Annotated in this window: 8 protein-coding genes; 4 read left to right on the top strand and 4 right to left on the bottom strand. The window is 65.6% G+C overall.

The window, feature by feature from the left end:
- The first annotated feature begins 72 nt into the window (after positions 1-72).
- Together P6U24_RS11350 and P6U24_RS11355 are read left to right on the top strand one after the other, a co-directional pair.
- Positions 73-2274, top strand: a complete 2202-nt coding sequence (locus P6U24_RS11350) for a tetratricopeptide repeat protein (RefSeq protein ID WP_407159204.1) — start codon at positions 73-75, stop codon at positions 2272-2274.
- A gap of 249 nt (positions 2275-2523) precedes the next feature.
- Positions 2524-3198, top strand: a complete 675-nt coding sequence (locus P6U24_RS11355) for a dienelactone hydrolase family protein (RefSeq protein WP_407159205.1) — start codon at positions 2524-2526, stop codon at positions 3196-3198.
- 700 nt (positions 3199-3898) lie between these two features.
- On the opposite strand, the gene P6U24_RS11360 is transcribed toward P6U24_RS11355, so the two are convergent.
- Positions 3899-5143, bottom strand: a complete 1245-nt coding sequence (locus P6U24_RS11360; RefSeq protein WP_407159206.1) for an MFS transporter — start codon at positions 5141-5143, stop codon at positions 3899-3901.
- A 1227-nt stretch (positions 5144-6370) separates the two neighbouring features.
- Between P6U24_RS11360 and P6U24_RS11365 the strand changes: the two genes are divergently transcribed.
- Both P6U24_RS11365 and P6U24_RS11370 read left to right on the top strand, forming a co-directional pair.
- Positions 6371-8536, top strand: coding sequence for an anthranilate synthase component I (locus P6U24_RS11365; protein ID WP_407159207.1), 2166 nt, complete (start codon positions 6371-6373; stop codon positions 8534-8536).
- A 132-nt stretch (positions 8537-8668) separates the two neighbouring features.
- Complete coding sequence (locus tag P6U24_RS11370) at positions 8669-9208, top strand: adenine phosphoribosyltransferase (RefSeq protein WP_407159208.1); 540 nt, start codon at positions 8669-8671, stop codon at positions 9206-9208.
- Positions 9209-9356: 148 nt separating this feature from the next.
- Here P6U24_RS11370 and P6U24_RS11375 read toward each other — a convergent pair whose 3' ends face one another.
- The 3 genes from P6U24_RS11375 to P6U24_RS11385 all read right to left on the bottom strand — a co-directional run bounded on the left by P6U24_RS11375 (position 9357) and on the right by P6U24_RS11385 (position 12313).
- Positions 9357-10025 carry a hypothetical protein gene (locus P6U24_RS11375; RefSeq protein WP_407159209.1) on the bottom strand — a complete coding sequence of 223 codons (669 nt, stop codon included), beginning with the start codon at positions 10023-10025 and terminating at the stop codon, positions 9357-9359.
- A gap of 56 nt (positions 10026-10081) precedes the next feature.
- Complete coding sequence (locus P6U24_RS11380) at positions 10082-10846, bottom strand: hypothetical protein (RefSeq protein ID WP_407159210.1); 765 nt, start codon at positions 10844-10846, stop codon at positions 10082-10084.
- A 237-nt stretch (positions 10847-11083) separates the two neighbouring features.
- The gene (locus tag P6U24_RS11385) at positions 11084-12313 is read right to left on the bottom strand and encodes a M48 family metallopeptidase (protein WP_407159211.1); all 1230 of its coding nucleotides are present in this window, start codon (positions 12311-12313) and stop codon (positions 11084-11086) included.
- Positions 12314-12320 lie beyond the last annotated feature (7 nt).

The following is a 12320-nucleotide window of genomic DNA, read 5'->3' on the forward strand; positions in this document are numbered from 1 at the left end:
CGCATTTGGTGGAGAAGGCCGAGTCAGATAGCAAGATGTAATCCAGCACCGCCTTGGATCGTTCGGATCGGCATGAAGACCGTCTCCCTCACCGTTGCGCAGGTTTTCGAGATCGCGCTCAAGCAATATTCGGATGGCAAGCTCGGCCAGGCCGAGAAAACCTGCCAGAAGATCCTGTCGGCCGATCCCGTCTCCGCCGTCACGCTCAATCTCCTCGCGGTGATCCACATGGCGCGCGGCCGCAAGACCCTGGCGCTGTCGAATTACGACCGCGCCGTGAGGCTGCGGCCGGACTTTGCCGAGGCCTGGAGCAATCGCGGCATGCTGCTGAAGACGCTGGGACGCCGCGCCGAAGCGCTCGAGAGCTTCGACCGTGCCTTGGCGCTGCAGCCGGATCATGTCGGCCTGCTCAACAACCGCGCGGCGCTGCTGCAGGAGGAGGGCCGATATCAGGACGCACTGGCCGATTATGATCGCGCGCTGGCCCTGCAGCCGGACTATCCTGAGGCGCTGAACAATCGCGGCATCGCGGCCTACGAGCTCGGCCGCCTCGAGCAGGCCGTTGCGGATTATGACCGCGCCATCGCATTGCGGCCGGACTACGCCGCCGCGTTCAGCAATCGCGGCAACGCGCTCGGCAAGCTCGGGCGTCATGAGGAGGCGCTCGCGAGCTACGACCGCGCGTTGGCCCTGCAGCCCGACCATGTCGATGCGCTCAACAATCGTGGCATCACGCTGCGCGGGCTCGGCCGGCTGGAAGACTCGCTTGCGAGCCACGATGCCGCATTGAAGCTGCGACCCGCTGATCCCCACGCCCTGGTCAGCCGCGGCCTCACGCTGCACGAGCTGGACCGGCTGGACGAGGCGTTGGCGAGCTATGATCGCGCGCTGGCGCTGGAGGGGAACCACGTCAAGGCGCATGTCAATCGCGGCGCGGTGCTGCATGCGCTCGGGCGGCTCGACGATGCCATGGCGACTTTCGAGCGCGTGCTGCGCGAGCAGCCCGACAACGTCGAGGCCCTCACCAATCGCGGCACGGTCCTGCACGATCTCGCGCGCTATGGCGAGGCGCTGGCGAGCCATGAGCAGGCCATCGCGGTGCGGCCGGATGATGCCGTGGCGCTCGACAACCGCGCCGTGACGCTGCACAAGCTGCAGCGGCTCGAGGAGGCGCTGGCATGCCTCGATCAGGCCATCGCGGCGCGCCCGGATTATGCCCCGGCGTTCTCGAACCGCGGCGTCACGCTCTGCGATCTGCACCGCTTCGATGAGGCGCTGGCGAGCTACGATTCCGCCATCGCGCTGCGCCCCGACTACGCCGACGCGCACTTCCTGAAGAGCCTGACGAGTCTCGTCACCGGCGATTTCGCGCAAGGCTGGCTTGGCTACGAGTGGCGCCACCGGGCGCCGGTCGCGCGCCTCAAGCCGCTGGAGCGGCCGCGACCACGCTGGCGCGGCGATGAGGACATCGCGGGCCGAACCATCCTGCTGCACAGCGAGCAGGGCTTTGGCGATTCCATCCAGTTCTGCCGATACGTGCCCCTCGTCGCCGCCCGCGGTGCGCGCGTGCTGCTGGAGATGGACGCGCCGCTCTGCGGCTTGATGGCGACGCTGGCCGGTCAGGCGCAGATCATCGCCAAGGGCGATGCGTTGCCGGACTACGATCTGCATTGCCCGCTGCCGAGCCTGCCGCTGGCGTTCGCGACTCGGTTGGAGACCATTCCGGCCGATATGCCCTATCTGCATGCGCCTGATAGCGCCGTTCTGCGGTGGAAGCAGCGGCTCGGCGATGTCAGCGCCTTGAAGATCGGGCTGGCCTGGTCCGGCAATCCCAACCATGTCCGTGATCGCGAGCGCTCGATGCAGCTTGCACAACTCGAACCGCTGCTGGATGTGGATGCGACCTTCGTCAGCCTGCAGAAGCAATATCGGGCCGGCGACGTCGAGCAGCTCGCACAGGCCGGCGTCCGCGACGTCAGCGCGGACTTGCATGATTTCACCGACACGGCGGCGCTGATCGCGGCGCTCGATCTCGTCGTCACGGTCGACACCAGTGTGGCGCATCTGGCGGGCGCGCTGGGCAAGCCGGTCTGGATCATGATGACGCACGCGCCGGACTGGCGCTGGCTGCTCGACCGCGACGACAGCCCCTGGTATCCGACCGTGCGCCTGCTCCGGCAGAGCGAGAACCGCGACTGGAGCGACGTGGTGGCCCGCGTGTACGCGGCGCTGTGCGAACTCGGCGGAGCGGCGGCTGAGAAGGCCGTCGCCTGACGAGGGTGTAGCCCGCGTGCCTGTCCGCCGAAGCCCAACGGGCGAAGGCGGAAGCGCAGCGATATGCGGGGATGCTGATCCCAGATGTCGCTCCGCTCATCCGGGCTACTGGACCAGGCGCTGTTTTCGGCCTGTCGTCCGGGAAGGGTAATCCGCGCGAGGACGTGACCGTGCGTGCGGTTGCCTCGGTCACGGACAGCGGCCACAATGGCCGTCAAACCGTACCCTCGAAATAACCGGAGGACATCCATGGGCACCCTCATCACCTTCAAGCGTCCGGATGGCAAGGACGCGACCGGCTATCTCGCCAACGCCGCCGGCGGCAACGCACCGGGCGTGGTCGTGATCCAGGAATGGTGGGGACTGCAGGATCAGATCAAGGGGATGTGCGAGCGCTTTGCGCGCGCCGGCTTCGATGCGCTGGCGCCCGATCTCTACAAGGGCACCGTGGTGCCCTATCACGACACGGAGGCCGCCGGCCGCGAGATGAACTCGCTCGACTTCATGGATGCGACCACACAGACCGTGCGCGGTGCCGCGCAATATCTGGCGCGCAACGGCGCGAAAGTGGGACTGACCGGCTTCTGCCTCGGGGGCGCGGTGACCATCATCGGCGCCACCAAGATTCCGGAGCTCACCGCCGGCGTCGTGTTCTACGGCATTCCGCCGGAGCAGGCGGCGAGGCCCGCTGACGTGAAGATCCCGCTGCAGGCGCATTTCGCGAACAAGGATGATTGGTGCACGCCCGAGCTCGTGAGCGGTTTCGAAAAGGCGATGAAGGACGCCGGCAAGTCACTCGAGCTCTATCGCTATGACGCCGAGCATGCCTTCGTGAACGAGCAGCGCATGACCGTGCACGACCGCGCCGCGGCCGAGCTCGCCTGGAGCCGCGCGACGGAGTTCTTCCATAAGCATCTGGGATGATTGTGGCGGAGCCCGGATGAGCGAAGCGACATCCGGGGCTTGGGCCCGCATATCGCTGCGCTCATGCGGGATAAGATCCCCCGCCGGCGCGACAGTCTCCGCCGCGCCGAGTTCGAAGCCCTTATGAGTGTAGCGACATCCGGGTCCGCGAAGATGAGGTCCCGCATGTCGATTCGTTCGTGCGGGACACTTCACTGCGTCACGCTGCGCGCGAAAGTTTCTCCGCGGGCCTCCGCGCGCCCCAGTCGGTCACGATCTTCTCCGAAAGCCGGTTCTCACCTTTCCCGATCAAGCTCTCAGTCGCGCGGACCGACAGCAGACCGCGCCGGCCAATCATTCACTCGGCAGGTTCCTCGTCAGCCATGTTGGGCTCCGCCGTTTCTTGGCTGGGCGATGTTTGCCGACAGGCCATTTCGGCTCCTGGCGGCCGCCGGCCGAGCCGCTTGGCCTGGGCTTCAAAGAAGCAATCGAGAAGGCTCTGCTGCTTCGGGAGCGCATGCGACACAGGAGGCTGTTTGCCGCGAGCCATGATGGAAATTCGGTATCAAATTACGGTTAAGAATTTATTGCTCGGTGCGGCGCCTGCCGCAATTCTCGTGTCTTCCCGCCAACCATGCCATCACCTCCCGGCCGACCCGTGCCCTAGCCGGGTCCGGCTCTCGAGTTCACGAAGAGCGTGCACTTGCCACGCCGTCGAAATTCATGCTGCGCGCGAAATTCTGTCTTCGGCGGGCTGCTCGGCGCGCCTCGGCCGATCCGTCGCGAGCGACACGCCCCAGATGACGAGCCCGCAAAGCGCCAGCGCGACGCCGACCCAGCCGGTCGCCGGGAAACCGAACCCGGCGGAAAGAACAAGCCCCGCAAGCCAGGGTCCGAGTGCATTGGCGGTATTGAAGGCGGAGTGATTGAGCGCAGCCGCCAGGGTCTGTGCATCCTCGGCGACATCCATCAGGCGGGTCTGCAACACGGTGCCGAGCCCACCCGTGCAACCGATCAGGAACACGACCGGTGCCAGCGTCCAGACGCTGCCCGTGGCGAACGGATAGAGCGCGAGCGCGACGATGCTCCACACCAACGTTGCGCCGGCCGCCCGCATCACGCCGCGATCGGCAGCCCAGGCGCAGACGAGATTGCCGATCGTCAGGCCGGCGCCGAAGATCGTCAGCATCACGGGAATGCTCGCTGCGCCGGCGTGCGTCACCTCGAGGAGGGTCGAGGCAAGATAGGTGTAGACCGCGAACATGCCGCCAAAGCCGATCGCGCCGGTCGCCAAGGTCAGCCACACCTGGCCGCGCCTGAGCGCACCGAGCTCGCGCAAGGGGCTGGCGCCCTGCAGCGGCGCGCCATAGGGCGCAAACAGTCGCACGAGCGTCGCGGTCAGCACGGCCAGCAGCGCGGCAAAGCCGAAGCTCCAGCGCCAGCCGATATATTGGCCGATCAGATTGGCGAGGGGCACGCCGACCATGGTCGCAACCGTCAGTCCGGCGAGAACACGTGAGACTGCCTGGCTGCGGCGCTCGCGCGGCACAAGCGAGGCGGCCACCAGCGCGGCGACGCCGAAATAAGCGCCGTGCGGCAGGCCGGCCACGAAGCGGAACCCGACCAGAAAGCCATAGGTCGGCGCGAGCGCCGAAAGCCCGTTACCGAGGGCAAACAGCAGCATCAGGACCACGAGCAGGGTCCGGCGCGCCATTCGTGCCGCCAGCACCGCAATGACGGGTGCACCCACGACCACGCCAAGCGCGTAGGCACTGATGACGTGGCCGGCGGTCGTTGCGCCGATGCCGAGATCGGGCGCGAAATAGGGCACCAGGCTCATCGCCGCAAACTCGGTGGTGCCGATGGCAAAACCGCCGATCGCCAAAGCGAGCAGCACGAGGCCGGGGTGATGAGGCGTGGGGCGGGCAGCAGCCTCGAAGGCCGCGGGATCAGCGATCTCGTTCATGGTCAGGCGCGCCGGTCAGGACGGAGGGGAAGCGTTGTGGGGTCCACGCACGGCGGAGTGGCCGGACGCGTCGGTCGGGAACAGGGCATCCGGGATCCTTCCGGCGAGAGGTATGAAGCAGCATCGCTCCGCACCGCTGATGCTGCATTGCAATAGTAGGAGGGAGATACCGCTCTTGGGAGCCCCGAATGGCGGACTCTGCTATGCGCCGACGACGGTTCTGGATGATACCCTTGCTGTCACCGGATCGTCACGTGAGGGCAGGCGCGGAAAAGCGATCGCTAAGTGGCGACCCGTCAGGCAAATCAATGTTCACCTGACACGCGATGGGGCCCGCTCGAAGCCGCGGCTGGCGGCAAAAACCGCCTGCGCCGAAAAACTCACTTCATGCGCATCTTCAATCTGATGGCGGCCTTCTCCTCATCCTGCGCAAAAATTTCACTTTCGCTTTTTCGGAAATCGTGCTTTTCTTCGCGCGTCCCGCCTCGGCAAAAGGGGCGTATCGCGATCGTCACGAGACGCGAGGTGGGATGCGATGGCCGCGACATGTCGCAGCATGTGCTTCACATGTGGACGAACGGCATGGCGCGGACGGCGAAATCGTGTGGTCCTGGCGTCCCGGTGCTGACGCCAAGATTGCGGGGCTGATGATTCCGCGATCGACAGGGGCAAGACAGCCGGTCCCTGGGGAGAGCACGTATAAGCCGTAAAGCCATTCGTGCAGGGAGGGCCGGGATGTCTCGGCCGAACCTGTGGTGACTGCCGCCTGCTTTTTTTCTGCAGGCGGGCCATGGGGGCGGCGAGCTCCCGGCCTTCCCTGCGCCCTTTTGATGAGGGCGGGTTTGAACAGCAAAGCTCGGACAGGTCGTGTCGCGAGAACGTCGATGCACATTCTGATGTCATCGTCCGCGAAGGCGGACGATCCAGTAGTCCGAGGCGGTTATGATCGAAACGAGACGTCTCGGCGTACTGGATGCCCCGCCTGCGCGGGGCATGATGATGGTGGGAGCTACCCGCGTAACCATCCCGCCCTTGACCCGGCGGCCCCGCCATGGTCTTTAACCGCCCATGCGCACCGCGAACCGCCCAGCACAGCTCTGGTGGCCCACCTGGTAACGGGTGGCCGGCGCGATTTTCATTCATTCAATCGCCAGAGGCCGCCACGCAGCGGCGGCCGTCTTGTGTCCTGTGTGGCGTTTCCTCGGCAAGTTTCGTAAGAGGGGCCACATGAACAGGACAGTTTTCGCACTCCCGGCGCACAGCGAATACCGCACCCGGGGCGGGCTTGCGATCGCGCGCGCGGTCGAGCAGTTCACCGGCGGCGCTAAAAGGCTGGACGATCTGATCGATCTTTTGGACCGCCGCCGGGGTGTCGTGCTGTCCTCCGGCACGACGGTGCCCGGCCGCTACGAGAGTTTCGATCTCGGTTTTGCCGACCCGCCGCTGGTGCTGGAAACGAGGGGCACCGATTTCGCCCTGCAGGCGCTGAACAAGCGCGGCGAGGTGTTGATCGCCTTTCTCGGTGCGACGCTGCGCGACCCGGCCGTGGTCGTCACCGAGCACACGCCCGCGCGGCTTGCCGGCCACATCATCCGGGGCGAGGCGCCGGTCGAGGAGGACCAGCGCACCCGCCGCGCCAGCGTGATCTCGCTGGTACGCGCGCTGATCGCGACCTTCTCGGCCAATGACGATCCGTTGCTCGGCCTGTTCGGCGCCTTTGCCTATGACCTGGTGTTCCAGTTCGAGGACCTGAAGCAGAAGCGAGCGCGCGCCGCCGACCAGCGCGATATCGTGCTCTACGTGCCGGACCGGCTGCTCGCCTATGACCGCGCCACCGGCCGCGGCGTGATCCTCTCTTATGACTTCAGTTGGAACGGCCAGTCGACTTCGGGCCGGCCGCGGGCGACCAGCGAGAGCACCTATCTCAAGGAGCCGCGGCAGGGCTTTGCCGATCACGCACCCGGCGAATATCAGGCAACGGTGGAGCTGGCGCGCGCGGCGTTTGCGCGCGGCGACCTGTTCGAGGCGGTGCCGGGGCAGTTGTTCGGCGAGCCCTGCGAGCGCTCGCCGGCGGAAGTGTTTCAGCGTCTGTGCCGCATCAATCCGTCGCCCTATGGTGCGCTGATGAATCTCGGCGAGGGCGAATTCCTGGTCTCCGCCTCGCCGGAGATGTTCGTGCGCTCGGATGGGCGCCGGGTCGAGACCTGCCCGATCTCGGGCACCATCGCGCGCGGCCGCGACGCGATCGGCGACGCCGAGCAGATCCGCCAGCTCTTGAACTCGGAGAAAGACGAGTTCGAGCTCAACATGTGCACCGACGTCGACCGCAACGACAAGGCGCGGATCTGCGTGCCCGGCACCATCAAGGTGCTGGCGCGGCGGCAGATCGAGACCTATTCGAAACTGTTCCACACCGTCGATCACGTCGAGGGGATGCTGCGCCCGGGCTTCGACGCACTCGACGCGTTCCTCACCCACGCCTGGGCGGTGACGGTGACCGGCGCGCCCAAATTGTGGGCGATGCAGTTCGTCGAGGATCACGAACGCTCGCCGCGGCGCTGGTATGCCGGCGCGATCGGAGCGGTCAATTTCGACGGTTCGATCAACACCGGTCTGACCATCCGCACCATCAGGATGAAGGATGGGCTCGCCGAGGTCCGCGTCGGCGCTACCTGCCTGTTTGACTCCGATCCCGCTGCCGAGGACCGCGAATGCCAGGTCAAGGCGGCCGCCCTGTTTCAGGCTTTGCGCGGCGATCCGCCGAAGCCGCTGTCCTCGACTGCGCCGGACGCCACCGGCTCGGGCAAGGACGTGCTCTTGATCGATCACGACGACTCCTTCGTACACATGCTGGCGGACTATTTCCGCCAGGTCGGCGCCAACGTCACCGTGGTCCGCTACGTGCATGCGCTGAAGATGCTGGAGGCACGGCGCTGGGATCTCCTGGTGCTGTCGCCAGGGCCGGGCCGGCCGGAGGATTTCAAGATCGCCACCACCATCGACGCCGCGCTTACGAAGAAGCTGCCCATCTTCGGCGTCTGCCTCGGGGTACAGGCGATGGGCGAGTATTTCGGCGGCAGGCTGGGCCAGCTCAGTCAGCCTGCGCATGGCCGGCCGTCGCGGGTCGCCGTGCGCGGCGGGCGGCTGATGCAGGGCCTGCCGAACGAGATCGTGATCGGCCGCTACCATTCGCTCTATGTCGAGCGCGACGGCATGCCCGATGTGCTCGACGTCACCGCGGCGACCGAGGATGGCGTGGCGATGGCGCTCGAGCACAAGACGCTGCCGGTCGGCGGCGTGCAGTTTCATCCGGAGTCGCTGATGTCGCTCGGCGACGAGGTCGGCTTGAAGATCGTGGAGAATGCGTTCCGGCTCGGCGTGCCGGGGAATTGAGCAAACTCGTCATCGCGAGGAGCGCGAGCGACGAAGCGATCCAGCCTTGCTTTTTGAATGTCCTGGATTGCTTCGCTTCGCTCGCAATGACGAAAACCTCGAATGGCGGCCAACAGAGGCAATGAGAGTACGATGACGTTCGAGGTAGACATCAAGTCAACCGTCCGCACCATCCCGGACTATCCGAAGCCGGGCATCCTGTTTCGTGACATCACCACCTTGCTCGCCGATGCGCGGGCTTTCCGCCGCGCGGTGGACGAGCTGGTGCATCCCTGGGCCGGGTCCAAGATCGACAAGGTCGCGGGCATCGAGGCGCGCGGCTTCATCCTGGGCGGCGCCGTGGCGCATCAATTGTCGGCCGGCTTCGTGCCGATCCGCAAGAAGGGCAAGCTGCCGCACAAGACCGTCAGCATGTCCTACTCGCTGGAATACGGCACCGACGAGATGGAAATGCATGTCGACGCGGTGCAGGCGGGCGAGAAGGTGATCCTGGTCGACGATCTCATCGCGACCGGCGGCACCGCGGAAGGGGCGGTGAAGCTTTTGCGCGGCATCGGCGCCACCATCGCCGCCGCCTGCTTCATCATCGACCTGCCGGAGCTCGGCGGCGCCGCCAAGCTGCGCGAGCTCGACGTGCCGGTCCGCACGCTCATGGCCTTCGAGGGGCATTGATCAAGTGCGATTGCTGATCGCAATGTGACGTAGCGTGAGATCGCACGGCGATCTCCGCTGTACCCTCTCCCACAAGGGGAGAGGGGGAGCGGGGCTTGTGGTTGCAGATGTGACGCAAGTGGGCAGAGCTAGGGCGTGCAGACGCGATTCACGACCGCTGCGGAATCAGACCGAGCTCCAGCTCCCGCAGCGTGTAGTAGTTGTGCCGGATCCACTGGTGCAGCTCGGTCGAGGTGTCCTTTTCGCGCCGGAGATAGCCGGTGAAGGAGAACGAGAGACGGTCGATATAGGTCTTGAGAAACAGCGGCAGGGCCGGGATGCGCAGCAGCCGCCCTTGCTTGATCCAGTCGGGCAGGTCGTCGCGCAGCACGTGCTCGTTCTCGACGGTGATCAGCTGCGAGCGCGGAACCTGGCGCTGAAGCGCGTCATAGGCGCGCAGCGAGACGCGGTCGGTGTCGGCGCAGAACAGCACGACCGGGGCGACATTCCGCCGCGCGGCCTCCTTCAAGAAGCCGATCTCCTCCGACATCTTGAAGAACTCGTCGTAGGAATAGTAGCCGAGGTCGATGACCTTGGCGACGCCGTCATCGATGATCACCCGGTCCATCAGCTGGATCTTGCCGTAGGTGTCGTCGATCTCAGCCGTCTCGGTCAGGTCAGGCAGGTAGTCGATCAGCGACGGCTCGCGAATGGCGATGTCGAACGCCAGCACCTCCCCGTTCTTCAGGAGCAGGAACTCGCTCAAAAGGCGCGCGAGCAACGTCTTCCCGACCTGCGGTCGCGGCGAGCAGACGATGTAGACGGGAGTCGCGGGCATCAGACCTATATCAGGTCAAATGCCCCGCCGATAAAGCCCCCAAATTCCCGGAGATCTTATTTTTCCCCTGCCTGCCGCGGCGCCGCCGCCTTGGCAGCGGAGCCGACGATGTCGGTCAGCTTGATGCGGTCGTACTCGCTCCAGACATTGGCCAGCCAGTGCCGGACATAGCCGCGCAGCACGAAGGAGTAGTTGGCGGCCTCGTCATGGGGGCCCTTGTTGGCAACGAATTTCAGGAACGGAACCGAGGCGACCTCGACCTGCTCATAGGCCATCTCGTTGAGCTTGGGGATGGTGAGCTCGGTGGCGTCCTTGATGCGGTTGAAATAGGAGGCGTAGGTCGACTGGTCCCACTCGAAAAAGCTGGTGTTGTTGATGAAGTTCTTCACCAGGAAGTACTTGGCGCCGACCATGTAGCTCGCGGTCTCGGCGATTTCGTCGAGCGAGGCGATCGACGAACCCAGAATGTGGAAGACCGCAAAGGTGATCTGGCCGGAGCGGGCGGCGTCGAGGAAGCCGATGTCGCGCAGCGCGGCAAGCGTCGGCGACATCAGCCCGGCGCGGACGTCGATCACGGTCACCGAGGGCGCCACCGCGCTCAGGGTGTCGAAGATCTTCATCTGGTCCGGCGTCGAGTTCATGTCGACGATCTCGGTGATCTCGGGATGGAAGCGCTTCAACGTGCCGCGCGGATGCTCGGTGTCGAACGCCCGGGTCGGCACGTTGTTGGCGCTGAAATAATCGAGCAGCGTGCGCGAGACCGTCGTCTTGCCGACCCCGCCCTTGTCTGCGCCCACCACAACCACTGCCGGTTTCGCCATGGAATGTCCCTGAAAGAGTGGCCGGCCGGAAGCCGGCGAATTGCATGCTGCAGTCGGCGCGAACATGGCAGAAACAGGGGAGAATTGAAATTCATTGGCGCACTGCACCCGGGAAATTTTAAGGCGGTGCCGCCGAATGCCGGGGATTTCACCGCTTTTCGCGCCACATCTGGGTGCGACACGAGCGGGACCGACCGCGGCTGCAGCCGAATCAGCCGTGCAGCCGGAAAAGGAACTTCAGCGCTGACCCCAAGGACCCGAGGACCGACCCGAAGGAGGGCCTGGCGAGTCGCGCGCAGGATCAGACCACGGACCCTGGCGCGGCGGATCCGCCGCAGTTGGCTGGGAACCGCCCCACGGCCCGGACGGCAGCGGCGGCGGCGAATCGGTGTCCGGCGTTGGCTCGCTCTGCGTTCCGGTGGGCGCGTCCGGTTCGGGCAGGGCCAGCGGACCCGGATCGCGACCACCGGCGAACTTCACCAGCGCCTGGATGCGCTGCTCGACCGACGGGTGGGTCGCGAACAGGTCGGCAAAGCCCTCGCGCGGATTATCGACGCACAATTCCATCACGGCCGAGGTGGCGCCCGGCAGTTCGCCGCGGCCCTCGATCTTGCGCAGCGCCGAGATCATGGCGTCCGGGTTCTTGGTCAATTCCACGGATCCGGCATCGGCGAGATATTCGCGGGTGCGCGACAGCGCGAGCTTGACCACCTGCGACAGCAGCCAGGCCAGCACGATCAGCACCACCGCGATGATGACGGCCACGAGCGCGCCGCCACCGGAGCCCTTGCGGTCGGAGTCCGAGGAGGACGAGCGCCGGGACGAACCTCCGGACCAGCCGCCGCCCCAGCCACCACCCCAAGACATGTTGGTCAACAGGCGGAAGAACAATTCGCCGAAAAAGCCGACCACGCCGGCGATGATCACCGCAACCACCATCATCTGGACGTCGCCATTGCGGATATGGGTGAGCTCGTGGCCGAGCACGGCCTCGATCTCCTGATCGTTCAGCGCCGCGAGCAGGCCGGTGGTCACGGTGACCGCATATTGCCGCTGGTTCAGTCCGGTCGCGAAGGCGTTCAGCGCCGGACTGTCCATGATCTTCAGCTTCGGCATCGGGATGCCGCGCGAGATGCAGAGGTTTTCCAGGAGATTGTAGAGCCGCGGCTGCTGCTGCCGGGTCACCGCTTCGCCGCCGGTCACGGCATCGATGATCGACTGGTGGAAATAATAGGCGATCACGATCCAGGCAGCAGTGCCGAGCGTGGCCCAGGGCAGGGCCTTGATCAGATCGTTGAGCGCGGCGCGCAGATAATAGCCAACGGTCGCATCGGAGCGGATCATCACCTCCGCGATCAGCGCGCCGGCATAGACCAGCACGTAAATCAGCACGAACAGGCCGCCGAGCAGCAGCGTCGAACGGGTCTTGTTCGATGCAATGTGCGTGTAGAGACCGTAGGCGGCCATGCAACGC

Origin of the sequence: Bradyrhizobium sp. STM 3557, from assembly GCF_045571465.1 — a bacterium.
Lineage (GTDB): Bacteria > Pseudomonadota > Alphaproteobacteria > Rhizobiales > Xanthobacteraceae > Bradyrhizobium.

Bases quoted from the DNA above. Each gene is read 5' to 3' on its own strand.
- P6U24_RS11365 (WP_407159207.1), top strand. From the start codon at position 6,371: ATGAACAGGACAGTTTTCGCACTCCCGGCGCACAGCGAATACCGCACC.
- P6U24_RS11360 (WP_407159206.1), bottom strand. From the start codon at position 5,143: ATGAACGAGATCGCTGATCCCGCGGCCTTCGAGGCTGCTGCCCGCCCC.
- P6U24_RS11355 (WP_407159205.1), top strand. From the start codon at position 2,524: ATGGGCACCCTCATCACCTTCAAGCGTCCGGATGGCAAGGACGCGACC.
- P6U24_RS11375 (WP_407159209.1), bottom strand. From the start codon at position 10,025: ATGCCCGCGACTCCCGTCTACATCGTCTGCTCGCCGCGACCGCAGGTC.
- P6U24_RS11380 (WP_407159210.1), bottom strand. From the start codon at position 10,846: ATGGCGAAACCGGCAGTGGTTGTGGTGGGCGCAGACAAGGGCGGGGTC.
- P6U24_RS11385 (WP_407159211.1), bottom strand. From the start codon at position 12,313: ATGGCCGCCTACGGTCTCTACACGCACATTGCATCGAACAAGACCCGT.
- P6U24_RS11370 (WP_407159208.1), top strand. From the start codon at position 8,669: ATGACGTTCGAGGTAGACATCAAGTCAACCGTCCGCACCATCCCGGAC.
- P6U24_RS11350 (WP_407159204.1), top strand. From the start codon at position 73: ATGAAGACCGTCTCCCTCACCGTTGCGCAGGTTTTCGAGATCGCGCTC.